This window comes from cyanobacterium endosymbiont of Epithemia turgida isolate EtSB Lake Yunoko (assembly GCF_000829235.1).
Classification (GTDB): domain Bacteria; phylum Cyanobacteriota; class Cyanobacteriia; order Cyanobacteriales; family Microcystaceae; genus Rippkaea.
In genome coordinates this window covers 1,407,263-1,427,947 of sequence record NZ_AP012549.1, presented here as the reverse complement: position 1 = coordinate 1,427,947, position 20,685 = coordinate 1,407,263, and the positions used below count along the sequence as shown (strand labels likewise).

Sequence of the window (20,685 nt, the reverse complement as noted above, 5' to 3'; positions counted from 1 at the left end):
AACTCCACCAAAAAACTTAGCTTAATCAATAGGTCCATTATTACCGAGTTTCCATATCTAGATAGCTTTTCATTGTTAGAATAACTCTGTCGAAGTATACCTGATAAACTATCATGACCAACTCTTCTTCGCGTGTAGGCATAATTATGGGAAGTGATTCCGATTTACCAACCATGAAAAGTGCGATCATCGTTTGTCAAGACTTTGCCGTTTCTTGTGAGGTTACGATTGTGTCTGCTCATCGTACACCAAAAGTAATGGTAGACTATGCCCAGACTGCGCATAAACAGGGAATACAAGTGATCATTGCAGGAGCAGGAGGAGCAGCCCACTTACCAGGAATGGTAGCTTCTTTAACTCCCCTCCCTGTTATTGGCGTTCCTATAGTGACCAATTATTTACAGGGGGTAGATTCTCTTTATTCCATTGTGCAAATGCCTAGAGGTATTCCTGTTGCGACTGTTGCTATTGGAAACGCCGAAAATGCTGGACTACTGGCAGTTCAAATTCTAGCATCTCATGATTCTAAACTACTAAAACAAATCCAAGAATATCGACAAAATTTGACACAAATGGTTATCGATAAGCAAGAAGAACTCAAACAGCTAGGCTATGAAGACTATTTGAAAAAAATGGAACAGTCATAATAGGTAAAAAACACTATCAATATAAACCTCCAATGATCCGCACAATACTAAGTCTGTTAGGGATGCTCTTACTTTGGTTTGGGACTGTTCCCGCAATTTTGGCCCAAGAAACCCCCATTCTAATTACTCAAGAGCAATTAGAATGGGGGGAGGGAATCACTAAAAAAGCTTTTGAAGCAACTAAAAAAGAAGATTTTATACAAGCCGAAGCCTATTGGACTCAATTAATTGAAAAATTTCCTAGGAATTCAGCAGTATGGAGTAATAGGGGAAATATCCGTGTTAGTCAGAATCAATTAGATAAAGCAATTGCAGACTTTAATAAGGCTGTTGAATTGACTCCTAATGAGCCCGCTCTTTATCTTAATCGAGGGACAGCCTTAGAAGGACAAGGAAAATATCAAGAGGCAATTATAAACTATAATCGAGTCTTAGAAATTACTCCCAATGATGCTATGGCTTACAATAATAGAGGGAATGCCCAAGGAGGTTTAGGCAACTGGGAACAAGCATTAAAAGACTACCAGACAGCTGTCAAAATTGATCCTGATTTTACCTTTGCTAAAGCCAATGTTACTTTAGCATTGTATCAATTGGAAAACACGAAAGAAGCCTTAAAACAAATGAAAAATATTGTACGAAAGTATCCTATGTTTCCCGATACGCGAGCAGCATTGACAGCTATTTTATGGGAGTTAGGAAAGCAAGGGGAAGCGGAGAGTAATTGGGTGGCAACAGTAGGAATGGATAACCGTTATCAAGACTTAAATTGGGTAATAAAAGTTCGTCGTTGGCCGCCGCGTATGATAACAGCTTTAGATAAATTTTTAAATCTAAAGTGACGTAAAGTTGATGTCATTTGCTTGATGCTATTTTAGATTTAAATCATGTTATCAATTAAATGAAATAGAGCGTAAAATATTCCAGGATTAACACTTAAATTTAACCTGTAAAACTCGATATTTGTACACTGTAATCAAAATAGCAAATCAATCTACTTAAGTAGACATTATTATGAGTCTTTTTATAAACCTGTATCATCAATCCTTGAAGTTTTACCTATAAGGTTAATATTTCATTTAACTTCATTACTTAATTAAATTAATTAACAGGCTTATCAATTTGTATTGGAAAAAAACAGTCCGCGCTATCAAACTATTATGAGATTATATTTTAATATCAATTATTTAATTATGAATATTAGAATTTAATAAATCAACACTAAGTAAAGAAACTAAAATATCTTCTATTTCATTAAATTTCTACTTTTTATTTCTAGCGATAGCTTTATGTTTTTAGAAAGCTTATATTGAGGTTTAACTCTGAATATGTAACTTTTAGGAACATTTTCTCCGAAACTTAACCCAAATATTGAACACTTCTGACTAAAAAAGAAAAAGGAGAAAATTCCATTTAAGAGTTTTAATCGTGACTAACGACACAAGTATTTTCCCATCCAATCCCACAACTTTAATTTTCAAGATGTGTTCATTATTAATATAACTAGACTCTTAATTACTAGTCAATCAAAGGGGATAAAAATCGGCTACCTTTGATAAGATTAAAAGAAAGTGGTTATGACAACGAACACTCATCAAACGTTACCCCTTTTTAAGATTTCACTATGTCCGACATTTTGGTCATACTCCCCTGCTGTTAGATCTATGGCGCTCACGCTTAGCTAAAATTGATAGAAAGACTATTGCCCACGAAGGCACTGTATTACTTATTGTTGGTAGAGGTTCGAGTAATCCTAATGCTAATAGTAATATGTGTAAATTTTCCCGTTTATTATGGGAATAAAGTCATTATCGCTCAGTTTAAACCTGTTTTATTGGGATTACTCATACCCGTGTAGAACAAGGGTGTGAACGAGCAAGACTCTATCATCCTAAACACATCATAGTAATTCCTCATTTTCTGTTTAAAGGGACATTGGTTAAGAAAATTTTTGATATTTGTGCTCAACTACAAGAACAGTATTCCGATATTGAGATTCTTGATTTTCCCGGAATTGGATTGGCTCCGGAATTATTTTTTATAATTCGCCAACGGGAATTTAAAAGTCAACTAAGACAGACTCAGATGTGTAAATTCCGAATCACTCCCGTCGCACACAATCATTCTCATGACCACTATCATCATATAAATTTTGATGGAGATGATAGTGGTCATGAGAAAATCTGGCAAGTTCCCTAGGAAATAGTAAAAATAACATATAGAGAGTTATTCTAATACCTGTTCACTGCAGGTTTGACTTGTTAAATAACTCAGCAACCAGTTTGCCATAGTAGCACGGCGGGTTTGTTTAGGTCCAAATTCGCCAATTTTATAGCCTTTAAATCCTAACTTTTTTTTAAGTAATTGTTTATTTTCTTTAGGAATAGAACGAGTCAGCCTAACAATAGGAGGTCGATTTTCAACAAAATCTGGGGGATCTGGATAATCTTTTTGCCAGTCTTCAGCAACTTGAGTATTATCCCAAATTTGACGAGATTGATCATAACGATAGCCTAGATAGTACCAAACTAACTGGTTAACGATTGCGTCATCGATTTCTTCATTAAGAATTGCCCATATGGTATCGGTGTTGAGAGGAGGTAACTGAGTGGTCATTGGCTTTACGTTCAGATATCAACAGTAAGCTGTTAAAAGTTGTATGGGGTAACAGACTAAATCATTATCCCATGAAAATCTCACAAAACCAAAACTTACCTTTAGTTAGAATTGTTTCCCACTTGGGTTTATAAAATTTTCCCATATAATCATCTTCTAAATTGGGAAATCGGCTTAATGTTAACTGTTGATGTTTTTGCGATTTTTATAACGGACATCTTTACCTGCTTGTCCATACAATACTGCCAAAACATCGAAAGTTGAACCTAACTTATTTTTTTGCCGTTTCTAGAATCATCATAACATCTAGGGTGCTGATTACTACCTAGTGTAACTTCTCCTAAATATCCGTTTTCATCTCTTATTAAACATATTTAAGCAGGTATTGTCTTAGCTTGTCACTTTGCTCCAATCTCTATCTTATTCTCTTTAATTTTTCAAGTTATAACCCCAAAAAAAACTAACAAAACAGACGATTTTAAAGATTATAGTCGCTTTAACTGAAGGAATCATTATTGTCTCAGCAGTAGAAAAGAGAACTGAAGTTATTAGTAATTCTATTTGAGGTAATAAGTTAGTTGTTATAATAAGCATGGAAGTAAGATTTATCTCTTGATTCTGGGGATACACAGTACAAAAATAGGGTTTAGGGTAAAGAATTATATTGAAATTGCCTACACTCCGGCAGTATTAGTACTTTTTCAATCCCCGTTTTTGAAAAAAAATGGTTGTTTGTAATTTATAAAAAAAGAGTATTTGTTATTTAAAGTCGATAGCTATTTTCATCGATTGGTCGAGTCTATAGAATTAAAACTAGACGGTAAGTCGCTCTTTTTTACCCTTGTTACCTTGGATATTTTATTTAGTTAAACCAGGGCGAGATCTAGGTTTTTAAGGTAAAATAAATGGGCAATATTAAATAATTATAATAAATAGTATTTTAAATTTGAAAATAATAGATCAATCTATTTTTCAATAAATCAATCTATTACTTGTATCTATTCTCATCCAGTTACTAAGAAGCTTTATCAGAAAAATAAATAAACTATAAAACAAAATTTATATATAAAGCCATCTATTTTAAGATAAACAGCTTTGTCAAATGATGAGTTCTTACAGATAAAAATATATTCATAAAATAAATATTCTATAGTTTATTACTTAAATTTTAAAAAATAAGTTACGTAAATAATAAATAGAAATATTTATAAAATATTTAGTTTGATAATTGTAAATAAAACAATAAATACTGAAACCTAAATAAGAAGCTAAACAGCTTTAAAATACTAGTTAAAAATAAAAAGCAGAATTAAATCAAGTGTGTAATAAAATCACCAGTGCTATTTTTAATAGCACTCTAATTAAGAGAAAAATAAAACTGAGGAATAGGATTATTACAATTAGCTAATTGGGACCATAAAAAAAGTTATTTATTCTATCCAAAAATTTGTGGATCATCAGGTATTAAATTTGGTAAATTACTGTCTATTCTCACCTGGGAACAATTAAAAGAATAGTAGATGGGATTGATAATAAATTTAAGTTAATTTAATGGATAGCTTCTGGATTCATAAACTTTGCCAATTATCAACTACTAATTTTTTTAAGCTGACATTTTACTAGTTAATTCTACAGTCAAACATAACCACTAGTTTTGAAACTAGTAGATAAAATGACTACAATCAGAATATTTCTTTAGCTAAAAGAATTAAAATAATAAATTGATTTATAAACATTAATATTGGCTTAATTGTCATATTTAGATTCTATAGAATAAATTTGTCCGTCCATCAACAAACGAGTAATTCCTTTAGCGTATAAATGGGGACAACTCTTGTACAAAAGACGACCATCAGGAACCTTAATCACTCGTTGGAAGCGATTGGAAAAGCGACGCGCTCCTTGATGATTATCAAATACTGGTAAAGTTTTTTGTTGCACTTCTTCGGTTGGAATTTGACCTAAATGAGCGAATTCTTTAAGAGGACGCGCAATTAATTCAGCCGAGCGATCAATCACTAAATAACAGGTTTTAGGAAAAATAGCAGATGATAAAGGTAAGACTTTAACATCACCATCTTGAGCTAAAGACTGATCATAATTTTCTTCTTCTCCCTCATCCCAATCTTCATCCTCTAAGTCTTCATCATCATCAATTCCATCTGATAAATCTTCCCCAATCATTTCGCCAAGAGCAATAACATCGACCACTTCAAGATCGTCTTCTTCGTTATTTTTGTCTAAATGTTGAGCATATTTTGATGCCTGATACTTTGCTAGGATAAGGGGCTGTTTAGTACTAGTCTCTATTGAAGATAACTCTAATTGACGCTTTGAGGTCACCAGCACAAGTTCACCCTCAATATTTGGGCTTGGATACTCTGATTGACTCTCTGATATCACCAACACAGGTTTAGTATAAGTTTGTGTAGATGGCAACTCAGACTTAGCCGTCCGTGCTAAACGTTTTTGTTGAATTAATTCTTCATACTCTGACTCTGACAAATAACTTTTGAGAAAACGGCTAATAGTAGAGCTACTGACCCCGTAACGATCAGCTAAAGTAGATGTAGTTTCTGGTGTTTGGCGATAAAGCTTAAGAATTTCTTGCTTATCGTCGTCGTTCAGTTTCTTGGGACTCATAGGATTCTAGCTACCTTTTTGGCAGTTTGACTTCACCCTAACATGCCGAATCATATCTGGTAAGATCATCGGTTGTATCCTAGGGATGGACGTGTCTCAACAGATGACTAGATAATTAGGTATTTTCACATAGATTACCTAATCCAGTTTATCGCTCACCGTTGGGTTTCACCTATTTTCAGTATCAAAAATTTAATGATTATGGCAATAGCAAAGACGACACCAGCCCTATTGATGTTAGTAGACGGAACTTCTTTTGAGGGATGGTCATTTGGCGCAAGGGGAACTACTTTAGGAGAGGTAGTTTTTAATACAGGAATGACTGGCTATCAAGAGGTTTTGACCGATCCGAGTTACTGTGGTCAAATTGTCACCTTTACTTACCCTGAGTTGGGGAATACGGGAACTAACTCTGATGATGAGGAATCCTCTTGTCCACAGGTTAAAGGGGTTATTGCGCGCAATATAACCTATCGTCCGAGTAACTGGCGATCTACTGAATCTCTCCCTGATTATTTAAATCGCCACAAAATTATTGGAATTTATGGCATCGATACCCGTGCCTTAACTCGTAAAATACGTTCATTAGGGACAATTAATGGAGCAATTTCCACAGAAATTCTCGAACCAACAGAATTACTACGTCAAGCTCAATTAACTCCCAAGATGGCTGGTTTAAATTTAGTCAGGGAAGTAACCACCAAAGAGGTCTATGAGTGGTCTATTGCGACCGATCCTATTTGGGAGTTTCGTCTGAGGAATAAAGAAGTTTCAAGAAATACTTTAACGGTAGTAGCTATTGATTTTGGGATCAAACGAAATATTCTCCGTCGTTTAACTAGTTATGGTTGTCGGGTTATTGTAGTTCCAGCCAATATGTCCCCTGAAGAGATTTTAAAGTATAATCCCGACGGAATTTTCTTGTCTAATGGACCTGGTGATCCCTCAGCAGTTGAAGAAGGGATCGAAGTTACCAAAGCATTAATTAAAGCGGGAAAACCTATTTTTGGAATTTGTATGGGACACCAAATTTTAGGATTATCTTTAGGAGCAAAAACCTTTAAATTAAAGTTTGGTCATCGGGGATTAAATCAACCTTGTGGATTAAATCAACAGGTAGAAATTACAAGTCAAAATCATGGTTTTGCCGTGAGAGCAAAGTCCTTAGATGCTAATATAGAAGTTACTCATCTTAATTTGAATGATCAAACTGTAGCAGGTTTATCGCATAAAAGTTTATCCCTTTTTTCGGTTCAATACCATCCTGAAGCAAGTCCTGGACCCCACGATGCAGATTATTTATTCGAAAAGTTTGTTAGATTAATACGCGATAATCAAAACTAAGAATATAGGTTGAGTGATTATTAGGAGTAAATGGTTGTCGATCCTTAAATATTTTTCTTGATTTACTCGACTTTTATTGTCGTTTACAGGAATATGAAAGGCGTGGGGAATCAAGAAAATTTAGTTATCTTCTATTTCTTGTAGTGGTGTAATTTGTTCGTCAGTTAATGGAAAGAGATTTGATGTTTTTGAGAAGGTTAATAAATTCTACTAATTTTTCAGTGTTTCTACAACGGCTTCTGAAATTCCTTATTTTACATTGGTATCGATTTAGTCAGATTATTTTTATAATTGTTGTTTAACCATAATTTTCTCTTATTATTTGTTGTCAGATAGGAAATTGGCAAATAATTGCTGGTTGTTAAAATGGATATTCAGCTATTAATCGAGATTTATTCCTAGAATTATCATAGATAACCAACTTACCATACAGGGGTAAATACAATTAAATTAAGTTTCGTTTTTTTATAATTTCAATCAGGGTATCATTTCCCCGCTTTTTACTCATTTTGAACTTGTTCCATAGCTAACTAATTAAAACGTTTGTAACCATACCTAAATAATTTCAATAACCTTTCTGTTTGCTATGATAAATTAGTAGTTATTAAATTCTGAAACTATCATTAAGTCATAATGATAGTCTGAAATCGTCATATTTTTCTTCTGTCAAGTATCTTTCAACAAAAAAATAGAGTGAGCATTGCTCACTCTGAAAGTCCAACTAAGGTTGATAAATAGTTGTTAAGAAGCTAAAGAGTAACTCAGTGATAAACTCCCAATAATTTTTATCTATACTAAAGCACTGGACAAAACTACAGTTTTGTAGAGATAACGCTAAAAAGTTATATCCTGAACATCTTTATTAGCACACATTTCAACAAAAGCCTTGCGGGATGTATCTGAACGGTAGAAGAACCGTTTTAGAATACTAAAAATAAGAACAAGGTAAGTTAAGTCATGCCATACTTCTAGTTTTATCGTTTGAGATAGATTTTTACTTATTCTTGCTAAAAATAGCTTAACTCACATTACTTACTTCTACAATAGTTTTGGTACACGTACGAGCAGATTCAGCAGCTGAATCAATACCTTCTCCAGAAAACTGAGTAACAGTTCCTGCAGCATCATCTACTAAAGCCAAAAGATGTACAAAGCAACGAGTACAAGGATGTTTGGACATAAGATAAGCTTTGACTTTAATGATTTTTTCTCTTTTTAAGCTAAAAGAAGCATGCTGATGAATAACAAATTGTAAATTCTTAATAATAGACTTATTAACCTTTATTATCTCTATATTCACCTCTAAATAATCGTATTCATGGAAACCACAAACATAGAAGTCAGGGGAAATATCGTTATCAGCATACATCTAAGCGAGATCTGCGTAGTAAGCTATTTTGTTTCAGGGGAGACAAATGCGTTCTTGAAAAGCGATCACATAATTATAATCTTCTGCATTAATCACTAACTTGTTTTCTTGAGTATTGCCGTTAGAGTGTTCGGCATAGTGAGGGACATAAAGATTGGTGTTATTTAGGTAGAAAGATTGAGTTGATATACCGTTCCGTTAACCAAATGCGCCCCTGATGATGTAGCGCGGTCAAGTAATAACCGGTATAGAATTTCCCAACGATGCATCCCAACATATTCATTATCCAGTTCAGTATTGATATCGACGGTAACATTAGACGGGTAGATCATTTTTCTTTTTCTCACTCGAAGATCAATAATTTCTGAGGATAGGTCAAGTTCGTCTACTACACATAAAGGAACAGCTTCATTTCAGGGTTTAGCGTTGTCTAATTTAGGTTCAAATAAATAGGTTTTTATTGCAGTTTTTGCTAATATTTCAGTTGCATGCAGAAGACCCAAGCAGTCCTAACCAAACAACAGTTACCTTTCTTTAAAACCAAAGTTTTTCTCTTGAATTTCTACGAGCGTTACAAACAGCATCATATAGTAGATTTTAGTCTTTAAGCGGGTGATCAGTTTAATCTACCTAAACTTTAAATAAAGCTTAAGAAGTTTTGTTATAGAAGTTAATAATTGTAAAGGTAGATAGTTATTAGTGAATTCTGATGACTTCAGAGTTTATCTTTGGAATCTTCAATTGAGAGCAAATTATCTTTCCTTGGATTCATTCAGTCGAGAGATGACTATACTGAGAGATGACTATACTGAGAGATGACTATACTGAGAGATGACTATACTGAGAGATGAAAATGTTGCTTAAGTTATGAGGACAGAATTTTTAATCATGGCTAATTTTCGTAGTTTAATTCAAAAAGCGTTTTATCTGGGAATAGGTCTAGCGTCTTATGCAAATGAGAAAGCTCGCATGGCTCTAACTGAGTTGGAGGAACAAGCCCAAACACTGGCCGATAAAATGGTTGCGCGAGGGGAGATAACCGCTGAGGAAGCCCGTAAGTATGTTGATGATTTGGTGCAGCAAGCGCAGAAAAAAACCGAAGACTCATCTCAATCTCTCTCTGATAAAGAACCTCGATTAATTGAAATCATTACCGAAGAGGAAGAGACCTCTAAAAACTTAAAATCTAACAATAGGGATGAACTGCGAGATCAAGTAGATCTTTTACAAGAAGAATTACGGCGTTTGAAACGCAAATAAGCCACTTACTATTGAGATAGTTAAGGTTAATTGATGAATACTTTAAGAAAAAAAATTACTCTCAATAACTTTAGTATCATGATGTATGTCGCAGGTTTACAGGTAATAGCCGCAAATAGACCCAAAAGTGTGTTATTTCAGTTGGTCTTAAAAATTATGATTAACTGATGTCATCTTTACTTCTTTGTTTGAGGGTGTTTTTACAAGTTAGAGTCCAGAAGTACTTTGTTTAAACTAATTAAAGCTCTTTTAACTTCTTGAAAAATAAAGTACAGAGTTAAGTAAGAGTATGGAAAACTAAATAAATTTAAAATTGAGTAAAACTATTAGAAAATACAATTTAACAAACAATTTTCATATTAATTATTCAAGGAAGAGAATAATTATGAGTTTTTCTGGGTAGTGGAAGCAAAGAAACTTATAAGACAAAAGATATAAAATATTTCGAAAAGCTCTCAGCAAAAGATAAATGAAAAAACTTATCAATAGTCAACAACTACATAAGGTTTTAAAAAAGAAGAGATAGGTTAAATACATTTAAGAAGAAAAGAGCAAAATTTATTTTGAGAGTTATTAAGAATTATTTTCATCTTTTGGCTATCCTTTTCTGAGTATAGTTCTACCCTTTTATCTCAAATTTAGATAATTTCTCTTCTTTATTCGCTATAATTCTGCACTATAATTAAAAGCCCAATTTATTCCTTCCTTGAGATTCTTCTATCGAATTCTACTGTTTTAGCTAAAATTGAGACAACACTTCTTCTAAATTGACCTTTTTTTAAAATTTAGATTACATCCAACTTGTGATACTAAAAATGAACATAACACTGATAGTTACTCAACTTTTGATGTTGTATTTTATGTTTTTATCCACCGACTTTAAAATTCATTGGGACGTAAGACTTATACCCCTAAGGTTATCATATACCATAAATCTTTGACGGCTGTAAACTATGGACTAACAAAAACTCCTATCCCATTATGAACCCGTGCCGCGGTAACAGGAGAACGATCAATTAATTGTCCTCCTAAACTTAAAGAGGTTGAACTTCCTCCATCTAGGTTTAACGCATTGACCGCGCCTAACGCTTGCATAATTTGTGCCATTTCTTCCAAATTCGCTCCCCGTCCCCCAACACGGTTATGAACAGCCACTAACATAATTTTTCCTTGGTCTGTTACGCCAATAGCACTACGAGAGGCTTCTTGTTGCTGAAATCCCTTGCTAAACTTTTCTAAGGTTCCGTTGACCACGATACGATTATTACTAATTAATAATGGACCGGCCCCAAGCATATTAGGATAAGTATTAAAATCGGCAGGAATTGTGGTGTTTTCAATCTGAACCCTTGTCCCCAGCTGCAACGCATCAGCAGATACAGCATTTTTACGAATGATCAACAAGCAGCCATTAGGGGGGATAAGAAAAGAAATTTGACCTGCTTTTTCGGCTTTTATTTGGTCAGTGACTCTATTATTTTGTATGAAAATAACTGTTTCGTTATCCGACATAGGGATATATTTAGGTCCCCATTCGGAGGTGTAACGAGCTATTCCTGCTTGGACATAACCACTGTTAAGAGACAGGACAGGAATGCGTTGTCCTTTACTAGTCATTAAAGTCTCTTGAAGACTGAGACGACCGATTTTTATTTGTCCTTGATCATTCCAGGCGATCGCACCCCGACCTAAAATAGGACTGGATAACCAACGAGTCTGTGATCGAATTGCCCCCAGGGGTAACTTATTGTTGCGATTGAAGAAACCCCCATTGATAGCTGCTGATGCTTTCCACTCCTTAGCCATAGTCACTAAGGAAACTGTCCCTTCTTGTCGATCAGAATATGTTGTGATAGGTCTTAGGGCAATTTTAGATGATCTCGTATCGATCTCTAACCAATTAACCGGAAAAATGTCTCTCTGCAGTTTCACTAACTGTTGTCGCCAAGTAATATCCTTTGTCCAAGCAATTTGTTTTGGTATCTTGGCATCAGGGCGGACATCGATGACAATACGATGGGGGTTAGAAATACTAAAAACACTTAAACTATGGGCTGTGGGTAAATTGATGTGAACTTTTGTGATTTTTCCACTATTTTCTAGAGAGAAAAGTTGAGGATTGATAGGTGTAGAAACATCGCTACCGAGATCATCTTCATGAAGATCACTCCAATTCCCCTGAGTTAGAGGTAGTCTAGTTGGCGTTTGAGCAGAGGGAGAGACATTAGTAGTCCCTGAAATCATCACTACTCCTTTTCCCTTGGTTTGACTAACCTGCCAAACGGTCGGACGATCAACATCCACTACAATGCGCTTACCCCAGGTGTGGTTTCCTTCTCGTATATTACCAATGCGCGCTGGTGGCAAGGTAATCTCTAGGAAGTTATCCCTCACTTGCAAAGTTCCTGCCGTTAATTTCATTAAGTCAGTCACATCTAAATACCGATAGGGAGCAATAAATCGCGCTGTAACAGGAAAAACCTGGAGGTAATCGCTAGAAAACCATCTAACAGGCTGTAGATTCGGTTTGCTTGTGCTCAGAAGTTCTATTCCTAATAAATTCATCGCTCCAGTGTCACTGATTCCTATCCGTTGCTCATTTCCTTGATTCCACTGGCTCCAAGGAATATTAAATAGTTTCCCATTAAGATAAATTTCTTGTCCTTGTTGCAACTTATCAGAAGCCTCGACAGGTAAAGGTTTAGGGAAAAGAGTATATTGGAAATTTTTATCAAATTTTCCAGCAATTAACCAATAAATTAACAAAGTTGACACTAGGGAAAACCCATAAAGGCTCAGAGGAGTCCACTGTACTCGTTTCACAGATCCGTTCTCACACAGGTTTATTTAATTTTAGGTTTTGGATATAAACTTAACATAGAACAATATACCGTAAGTCAATTTCTTTGATAAATTCTATAAGAATAAGTTGAACTCTTAGTGACTGTTATTATATTTTAGGAATAAATTGGTTATTAGTCTTAGAAACTGTTTGACAATAAAATATCAAGTAAAATTTGTTGTGTTAACTTTTTATATTGGAGTTAGACTAAAATTTTTATCATACTATTACTAAATTATTGTTAGCAGTTTTTAGTACATTATACTGCGATAGTACACTCTATTATTCCTTTAATATATACCTTATAATATCCTTATTTGAAGATAATTACTATCTATTTTAAGTAAATAAATAGTAATACTTTAAGAGTTACTTTTATAAAAGTAAAATACAATAATATTGTTATTTGTTTAAAATTATTAATTAGCAATTATCTATGTTTCTAATATTTTTTAGTATTAACACTATTGTTCAATAGTACTATGTCAAAGTTCAGTATATTTTTATCATCATAAATTCGGTAAAGTTTTTTAAACTATCCATTTTGTAGATTTCATCAAGAACTACAGTGTAGACAAATTGATGGAATGCTAAAAAAATCAGTTTCTGACTACAATAAAGTAAATCTCAATCAAAGATGGCAAGTAGTCAATAATTTTATCCACTAATTTTTACACTGTATTACTCCCCTAGCGTCAACTTTTAAAAAAGTAAGTCAGCTAAACTTCGATTCAAGTATTTAAATATAGTCATTTACGAAGTAGAGAATATAGTTTAATTAAACTAATTTCTAATTTCCATTAATTTCGCTGACCATACTACTAGAAAGCAAACAATTAATATTATCTAAATAATTAAAGGACTAATATACTAGTATCTTTTACCATATCAAGTTAATTTTTGTTAATAAATACTGCTATAGTTGTTTGTGATACTATCAATTTTTTTAGAAAAAAACAGAAAAAAATGATAAAATTTGCCTGTGATATAGAATTTAATGGTACCCTATAGACTTGAGAAAGTACCCTTCTTGAACTTTGCTTAGAAAGTAATCAAAGCCGTGAGCGCTCAATTCCAACCCTGATTATTGTAGAAATATCAATAATATACCAGTATAATATTTCCCTGTCTTACAAGATAGACTTGCTAAAATGTAGTGGTAGGGAAAATCCTCTCTCCCTTATCGGGGAGAACCGAACAAAATAGACTTGACGGCTTTGTTAATTTAGATTTAGAAGGATAAGATTATTCAATATTAAATTTCAAATTATTTTTTTGTTACCAGCTAGGAGGTTTATGTTAATGGCTTCAACTGACTACAAAGATTATTACGCTATCTTAGGAGTTAATAAAAACGCTAGCGTGGAAGAAATAAAAAAAGCTTTCCGTAAGTTAGCTGTGAAATATCATCCTGACAGAAATCCTGCAAATCAACAAGCGGAAGAAAAATTTAAAGAAATTAGCGAAGCTTACGAAATTCTATCAGATAAGGAAAAACGTCAGAAATACGATCAATTCGGTCAATACTGGCAACAGGCAAATCAAGGGAGTTGGACTAGTGGTCAGAGTGGTGTTGACGTTAGTGGCTTTAATTTTAGCCAATATGGTAACTTTGATGAATTTATTAATGAATTATTAGGTCGTTTTGCCTCAACAAGTGGGTCAACGACAGGAGGTTACAGTTATAGAACTACCACTGGAAGACAGCCTGAATACAGTGATTTTAGTGGCTTTTCTGATACAGGTGGTTTTGGAGCTCAACCTCCTGCGACTGATCGAACAGCAACCCTGCATTTAACTTTTTCTGAAGCTTTTAGAGGTGTACAAAAACGCTTCAATTTAGGCAATGAAGTTCTTGATGTTCGTATTCCAGCCGGAGCAAAAACGGGGAGTCGGGTAAGAGTCCGAGGTAAAGGTTTTATTAATCCTTCTAATCAGCAACGAGGAGATTTGTACCTCAAAATTGAATTAATATCCCATCCGTTTTTTCAATTTGAAGGTGAGCACCTAATATGTGAAGTTCCTATTACACCTGATGAAGCGATATTAGGTACTTCCATTGAGGTTCCTACCCCTGATGGAGTAGTAACAGTAAGAGTTCCTTCAGGAATTCGTTCAGGCCAATCTTTGCGCCTTCGGGGTAAGGGTTGGGTTCATCCTAAAGATGGACGAGGAGACCAACTAGTCAAAATTGTGATTAACACCCCTCAAAGCATAACAGAAACAGAACGAGAACTTTATCAGAAAATTAGTGCTAGTCGTGCATATGATCCACGTAGTCATTTAAAAACAGTAAGTCTTTAACAGAGACAAAATAAACTTAATGATTGAGCCTCCACTCACTTTTGAGTAAAGATGAATAATTGAGCTGTTGATAAAATAAGTCAACCGTCCTTTATGGACTTTAGAAGGTTTATGTATATCAATTGTTAATCTTGATTAATTTCCTCTTTTACTTTTAAGTTTATCCTTACTTGAACTTAAAATTTGCTCTGTGAGATAAATATTGAGACAAAATTTGAAATCATTTGAACTATTAATTACTACCACGTCAAGATGAGTGTAAATACAATATTGAGACATCTACAAACTAATGTCATTGACATAGATATAACAATCCCAACTTTGATTGTCAAAAATAGTTTACGACAGAAATAAAGCATAATATGACTGTGCTTAATTTTTGTCGTAAACTATTTTTTTTCTCAATATTTATGTTTATCTATAGCTTTTTTTTTCTAAAATCTAGTATTTTTTAGAAGTGTAATACAAGTTTTCTATTTAAATAATCATCATTAATATTTCTGATGAACTTTATATGTAAACTTATCCCCAAAAAAATCGCTAAAAGGTTTATCAGAAAGTACTTATATCTATTTTTGAAGTAGTTCCGTTTTCAGTTAAATAATACAACTCATTTATCTTAGCCAGATCCCGTCATAATTTTTTTAGCCTAATCTAGGTCTAGTAGAACATCAATGAGTTGAATTAGCTATTTAAATTGTCTTTAATCAAACTAATGGCATTCATTATATTTCAAATAACTACATCTTCTCCAAAAGCTTTAACCAAAGTGTTTTAACCTTCCTGACACAAATTCTAATTGCTGTTCAGTGATTCTTTATCTAAGCTGATAGCAAGGACCCTAATTTTATTTATGATTCCAATGTATTGGAATCATAAATAAAAACATTATTAAGTAGGGTGAAAATAATATTTTTGGGCGCAACTACTTTGTTCATTGATAATAACTTTATTTAACTATCTTAGCCAAATCATATTTATTTATAAAAATTACTTTATTTAACTATCTTAGCCAAATCATATTTATTTATAAAAATTACTTTATTTAACTATCTTAGCCAAATCATATTTATTTATAAAAATTACTTTATTTAACTATCTTAGCCAAATCATATTTATTTATAAAAATTACTTTATTTAACTATCTTAGCCAAATCATATTTATTTATAAAAATTACTTCGTAATTTTTATAATCTTTAATTTCAGACTATTTTCTTTTATTCTATTTAGTTAGAGAGTACAAATAAGAAATATATAACTATTTTTCTTTTAATTATTTTAGAATAAAACCAATTAATATGTACTTAGCTAGCATCATAAAAGATGACTATATTTATTTTTTTAAATATAAATAGTAAATTTTTTAGTCTAATTTATTTAGAAAATAAAGTAATTATTTCTTTCATTTTTACCTTTTTTGAAATTTATAAATACATTTTATTTAGTACAACACTCAACGAGAAATATTTTAAAATTAAGTTTATACAAAATTACTTTAATTTACGTCTAATAGAGCGTATTAATTTTTAGAGTATACAGATTTTTTAAACAATTATCAATATAATGATGGCATATACCAGAAATATTAAATAAATGATATAGTATTTGTCTGCTATAAGATTTGTAATTACTTCTTTGGCAAATTAATCGAGTTTCTTATTTGCCTTCTAACCTAATCTTTGAATAAAAATTCTGGAAAAGTTGGTTAATTAAATTTTTAAAAAACCCACAAAAGTTGTTTGCTACTACTCCAAAAAGGTTTTAACCCTACCATTAGGACTCAACACTAAGCGAATAGTTTGATTCTCTGATATATCTAGGGCTGAAACAAAAGCACTCCCAGGGGTAGGAATAGATGCTTTCTGATAATACACAATAGCTGCTTTTCCCAAAGGAACCGCCTGTTTCAAGGAACCATCAGATTGAACTATTAAGCGATATTCTAGAGTTTGAGAAAGATTTCTAGGGGGTTGCCAGCGTTGCTGAAAATACTGACGAGCTTCTGATACTTGAGGAATGACATCAAGAAGAGTTGTCTGGGGGGTTGCTTCAGCAAAGATATTATCTTCTGATAAAGGGTTGACAATTGGGATTTCGGAGGTTTGTTTTTCAGTAAATCGCTCTACTAACGCCTCAGCTTGTAGGGAAGGTGAGGTAGGAATACTAGGAATAGCATTAATACGATCAGTTACTGTCAAAGGAGAAAAAGGCATAATCGTAGGGATTTTTGATACTTGAAGGGTTAGGATATCTTCAGCCGAAAGCTGATTATGTACTTGATAGTAGTTATTAGTTGTTAAAATTTGTGGAGAAGCAAAGGGTAACATAGAGAGAGGTGACAAAACTGGAGAGGTGGGGGGTTTTATATCAACAGATGGATTACGAAGAGGTGGGTCCGTTATGCTAATCTTTTCGGGGGGGGGTAAAATATCTTTTGTGTCCAACATTGGTGGCATTGATGGAGAAGGAATGGGGGCACTAGGTGGAGGTGGTACAGGAGGCAACACATCTAAAAAAGATAACATTTGTTGTTCTGAACTTTCTTGATTCTGAATTAGGGATACATCACCAGAGTTTAGTCTATCGAACCATTTTGGTCCCAATATTGGAATAGCAATGGACAATAAAACAACCACTGTTGTCCAAGTCCACACCCAAATTCCTTGACGTTGAATAGAAGTCTTCGAAGAAGATAATACACTCATATCCTCTTTATATTCTTCTAAAGCGTTAAGCAGATCAAAGAGTTGAGAAGAAGTCAAACTAACGAAGGAATGAGAAGCTTGAGTTTCTAGGAAACCTAAATTAAGCTGATGACTTAAAAATCCTTTAGGTCGTAATGAAGGAGGTAAATTTAGCTCATCTATTTCCTCACTTGAAGGGTTTGAAGAGGATAATTCAGACGAACAGGTGGTCTTTTCAAAGGAAACTTGATGAGTAACGGTCAAACAATTAACGGTTTGATAGAGAAGATTTTGGACATAACAAGCAACCACATCACATAACACTTCTAATTGAGGGAGATCTCCCTGAAGCGTTACTTGCTGTTCTTCTAAGAGTTTAGGATCATCGAAATTTAGCACAAAGTTTAACTCTTTTGGGTAGCCTTCTTCCCGCCAACGAGATAAATAAGAGCGTTTGTCCCACAATTCTAGAGTACAAGTAGGAGGAGTATAGCGTCGTCGGATAGGAGTATTGCTAAATAATTGCATAAATAGGCTTTAAATTTAGGATTGAGAGAGAGCAGTTGATAATTTAAAGGGCGTTATAACGGGTATAATCTAACATAGCTAACCAAAGACGGTGATGACCATTAGTAGTACTGTAAAAGAGTAAATCTACTAAGAGTTTAAAAGCTAATTTTGATAACTGGGGATATTCAAGACGTTTATTTTTAGATACATTTGAGTGATAGAGGCGATTAAACTTGTTAAAGTAATTGCTAAGTAAGGCAAGTCCCAAAGGATCTTTATTTTGAGCTGTAATCTGTTCCAAAAGAATGACAGCGCGGCGGATGATTTCTTGATTTTGTTGGCATAAATAGCAAATAATAACGATTAGCGAGCGTACCTCTTCTACTTTTAATAGTTTTGATTTTTGGCTCTCGTACGACGTTAGAGATTGTCTTTGTACCCATGGGAGCCAACTTTGAATCATAGTTGTCTGTAAGCTTAATTCAGTAGCTACTTCAATTAGACTATCGCCATGAAGATTAGTTAAAGCTTCTAAGCCCAGCAATATTAAGTCTAAATGGATGTTGATCCGTTTAAGTTCTTCTGAAGTAGGAACTTTAGTTACAGGAGATTCTGCCCAACTGGTTACAGATATTGACATTTCAACAAGAGAAGACATTGATTGAATTACCCTCAATAGTACGTTATCAGTAGTTGTAGCATTGACTTACCTAACTATTTTAAACTAGCTTATAAAAAGATTACTTAACTCTTGATTCATTTAGTCATTGGAATAATTATTAACCTAAAGCAATCTCATATATTCAGCAATTGGAAATAAGATAATAGGTTTATAATCTACAGTTGATGTAATAATAAAAACTAATCCTAAGAAGTTCTTAATAGTCTTATATACTTCTCTTAGTACGGCGACTATCTCTTGTATTATTTCTTGGATTCGTCGAATCTTCATGTATTCTTTCCTTAGTTTTATCATTGTTGGATTAACTTTAGTTTTTATAGATGCCCATTCAGTCAGGTTTTCCGTAGAGGCGATCCTGGAAATTTCTCTCTCACCTCTTTTACTTTGAAGTAGCTTGAAATATTTCGTTAACTTAAGTTCACAATCAATTATTTTCTTCTTGTTCTTTGTATTGTAGTTGTAATATAATTATCATTTCGATGACTAGCTCTCCTTAACTTTTATTAAATTTATTACTTGATCTCTTATAATTACTTTATTAGTAGAGTTTAGTTTTTGGCATCTGTTTCGAGACTTAAAAGTTAGTAAAAAGTATTATTTAATAGGGTAGTGGTCATCCCTTTTTTTATTATTACTTAGGTGTCTATTGAAAACGAATATTTTTCTCTCCCTTATAAGTTTCTGTTTTTTTACGGAAATCGAGATTAAATTTAATTCTTTAGTATATTTTTAGTATGTAGTGTCTTACTAAATAATTTGATGTTCTCTCAGAATAACAATCTCTAACTTTATTTTCTACCTATGGCACCCATTTAATGACAGAATAATTAGATTAATTGGATTAATTGTTGTGGTATTTAGAATTATTTTATAAAATTTAACTCCCGAATAATCATAAACCCTTGTAATCACTTTTTATTTAATGGGTAAGATAATAATATAGTTTTAATTAAAACCTCATTATTAAAATTACTCCCATATACTGGAAAAATTTAGGGTTTTTACCCTAGCCAATTTCAACGAAAAACACCTTTAAAAGTAAAGAAAAAAACTAATTTATTTAAGTTATTTTATAAGCGTATATTCCATTATGTCGTAATTAAGCATATCTATTTTTTTACCTAAAATATCAAAAATATTGATGCCATATTTGGAGTAGTTTTATTTACTTTTGTGTTTTTAAGATTAATAATTTAATGAATAATTAAAAAGCGCTAATAATAGTTTCATGCTATCCTATAAAACAAAAAATATTACTATTTGATAACAAAATTTTTATTATTCTAAAAAGAAAATAATTAAATAACAATTACAAGATTTCAAAGAAGACATTAAAAAAATCTGGCGGGAATACCTTTTAATTGAATAGTTCGCTATAGAAAAATAATAAGAAATCCTTTTAGATATTGAAGCAGATACCTATACTAAGTTCATTCGTAACAGAAAATTGGAGGATAACTCCCAGACTAGACTAGAATTAAAATTTTTCTTGAATCACCCCAAATTAGAAAATTTTTGTGCCTTGTCAACACTCATGTTGAGCTTGAGAAAAGCAAATAAATGTTTATATTATATTTTTCCCTTTTGATTCCAGATAAGTTTTGCCAGAAAAAGTATACTTAGAATTTACCTCGTGTATATATCCAAATACTTAATAGTTGTAATGTCTCGATTTTAATACTAAACTCTCCCTAACTACAATTTGGCTTTGTTGTTGATTGGTACTAGTAATCATTAATTAGTCTCCCATTCCGCGCTCCATAAACTGTTTATAATTTTAGCT

13 protein-coding genes are annotated in these 20,685 nt (G+C 32.9%); 6 read left to right on the top strand and 7 right to left on the bottom strand.

Features of this window, described 5'->3' with window-relative positions:
* The first annotated feature begins 113 nt into the window (after nt 1–113).
* From purE to ETSB_RS08860, 3 genes are all read left to right on the top strand, one after another.
* A complete protein-coding gene (gene purE / locus ETSB_RS04395) occupies nt 114–647 on the top strand; it encodes a 5-(carboxyamino)imidazole ribonucleotide mutase (RefSeq protein ID WP_044106535.1) in 534 nt (177 codons plus the stop codon).
* 32 nt (nt 648–679) lie between these two features.
* A complete protein-coding gene (locus ETSB_RS04390) occupies nt 680–1,489 on the top strand; it encodes a tetratricopeptide repeat protein (protein WP_044106533.1) in 810 nt (269 codons plus the stop codon).
* Between the two features lie 991 nt (nt 1,490–2,480).
* A complete protein-coding gene (locus ETSB_RS08860; protein ID WP_084220188.1) occupies nt 2,481–2,846 on the top strand; it encodes a CbiX/SirB N-terminal domain-containing protein in 366 nt (121 codons plus the stop codon).
* Between the two features lie 27 nt (nt 2,847–2,873).
* Here ETSB_RS08860 and ETSB_RS04380 read toward each other — a convergent pair whose 3' ends face one another.
* The gene (locus ETSB_RS04380) at nt 2,874–3,263 is read right to left on the bottom strand and encodes a DUF1823 family protein (RefSeq protein WP_044106531.1); all 390 of its coding nucleotides are present in this window, start codon (nt 3,261–3,263) and stop codon (nt 2,874–2,876) included.
* Between the two features lie 1,746 nt (nt 3,264–5,009).
* Complete coding sequence (locus ETSB_RS04375) at nt 5,010–5,906, bottom strand: helix-turn-helix domain-containing protein (protein ID WP_044106529.1); 897 nt, start codon at nt 5,904–5,906, stop codon at nt 5,010–5,012.
* Nucleotides 5,907–6,107: 201 nt separating this feature from the next.
* Here ETSB_RS04375 and carA point away from each other — a divergent pair, with 201 nt between their 5' ends.
* On the top strand, nt 6,108–7,250 hold the full coding sequence (gene carA, locus ETSB_RS04370; protein WP_044107612.1) for a glutamine-hydrolyzing carbamoyl-phosphate synthase small subunit: 1,143 nt from the start codon (nt 6,108–6,110) through the stop codon (nt 7,248–7,250).
* Between the two features lie 1,018 nt (nt 7,251–8,268).
* On the opposite strand, the gene ETSB_RS10865 is transcribed toward carA, so the two are convergent.
* The gene (locus ETSB_RS10865; protein ID WP_408643690.1) at nt 8,269–8,619 is read right to left on the bottom strand and encodes a hypothetical protein; all 351 of its coding nucleotides are present in this window, start codon (nt 8,617–8,619) and stop codon (nt 8,269–8,271) included.
* Nucleotides 8,620–8,783: 164 nt separating this feature from the next.
* Nucleotides 8,784–8,951, bottom strand: a complete 168-nt coding sequence (locus tag ETSB_RS10860; RefSeq protein WP_408643689.1) for a hypothetical protein — start codon at nt 8,949–8,951, stop codon at nt 8,784–8,786.
* Nucleotides 8,952–9,507: 556 nt separating this feature from the next.
* Here ETSB_RS10860 and ETSB_RS04360 point away from each other — a divergent pair.
* Nucleotides 9,508–9,879: a phasin family protein gene (locus ETSB_RS04360; RefSeq protein ID WP_044106528.1), complete on the top strand. Its 372-nt coding sequence runs from the start codon at nt 9,508–9,510 to the stop codon at nt 9,877–9,879.
* Nucleotides 9,880–10,830: 951 nt separating this feature from the next.
* On the opposite strand, the gene ETSB_RS04355 is transcribed toward ETSB_RS04360, so the two are convergent.
* On the bottom strand, nt 10,831–12,702 hold the full coding sequence (locus ETSB_RS04355; RefSeq protein WP_044106525.1) for a phosphodiester glycosidase family protein: 1,872 nt from the start codon (nt 12,700–12,702) through the stop codon (nt 10,831–10,833).
* A 1,321-nt stretch (nt 12,703–14,023) separates the two neighbouring features.
* Between ETSB_RS04355 and ETSB_RS04350 the strand changes: the two genes are divergently transcribed.
* Complete coding sequence (locus tag ETSB_RS04350) at nt 14,024–15,025, top strand: DnaJ C-terminal domain-containing protein (protein WP_044107610.1); 1,002 nt, start codon at nt 14,024–14,026, stop codon at nt 15,023–15,025.
* Nucleotides 15,026–16,771: 1,746 nt separating this feature from the next.
* On the opposite strand, the gene ETSB_RS04345 is transcribed toward ETSB_RS04350, so the two are convergent.
* Complete coding sequence (locus ETSB_RS04345) at nt 16,772–18,238, bottom strand: DUF4335 domain-containing protein (RefSeq protein WP_044106524.1); 1,467 nt, start codon at nt 18,236–18,238, stop codon at nt 16,772–16,774.
* A gap of 43 nt (nt 18,239–18,281) precedes the next feature.
* Nucleotides 18,282–18,878 carry a DUF3038 domain-containing protein gene (locus ETSB_RS04340; RefSeq protein ID WP_044106522.1) on the bottom strand — a complete coding sequence of 199 codons (597 nt, stop codon included), beginning with the start codon at nt 18,876–18,878 and terminating at the stop codon, nt 18,282–18,284.
* Nucleotides 18,879–20,685 lie beyond the last annotated feature (1,807 nt).

Bases quoted from the DNA above. Each gene is read 5' to 3' on its own strand.
- ETSB_RS04375 (WP_044106529.1), bottom strand. From the start codon at position 5,906: ATGAGTCCCAAGAAACTGAACGACGACGATAAGCAAGAAATTCTTAAG.
- ETSB_RS04340 (WP_044106522.1), bottom strand. From the start codon at position 18,878: ATGTCTTCTCTTGTTGAAATGTCAATATCTGTAACCAGTTGGGCAGAA.
- ETSB_RS04390 (WP_044106533.1), top strand. From the start codon at position 680: ATGATCCGCACAATACTAAGTCTGTTAGGGATGCTCTTACTTTGGTTT.
- ETSB_RS10865 (WP_408643690.1), bottom strand. From the start codon at position 8,619: ATGTATGCTGATAACGATATTTCCCCTGACTTCTATGTTTGTGGTTTC.
- purE (WP_044106535.1), top strand. From the start codon at position 114: ATGACCAACTCTTCTTCGCGTGTAGGCATAATTATGGGAAGTGATTCC.
- ETSB_RS04360 (WP_044106528.1), top strand. From the start codon at position 9,508: ATGGCTAATTTTCGTAGTTTAATTCAAAAAGCGTTTTATCTGGGAATA.
- ETSB_RS04380 (WP_044106531.1), bottom strand. From the start codon at position 3,263: ATGACCACTCAGTTACCTCCTCTCAACACCGATACCATATGGGCAATT.
- carA (WP_044107612.1), top strand. From the start codon at position 6,108: ATGGCAATAGCAAAGACGACACCAGCCCTATTGATGTTAGTAGACGGA.
- ETSB_RS04350 (WP_044107610.1), top strand. From the start codon at position 14,024: ATGGCTTCAACTGACTACAAAGATTATTACGCTATCTTAGGAGTTAAT.
- ETSB_RS04345 (WP_044106524.1), bottom strand. From the start codon at position 18,238: ATGCAATTATTTAGCAATACTCCTATCCGACGACGCTATACTCCTCCT.
- ETSB_RS10860 (WP_408643689.1), bottom strand. From the start codon at position 8,951: ATGATCTACCCGTCTAATGTTACCGTCGATATCAATACTGAACTGGAT.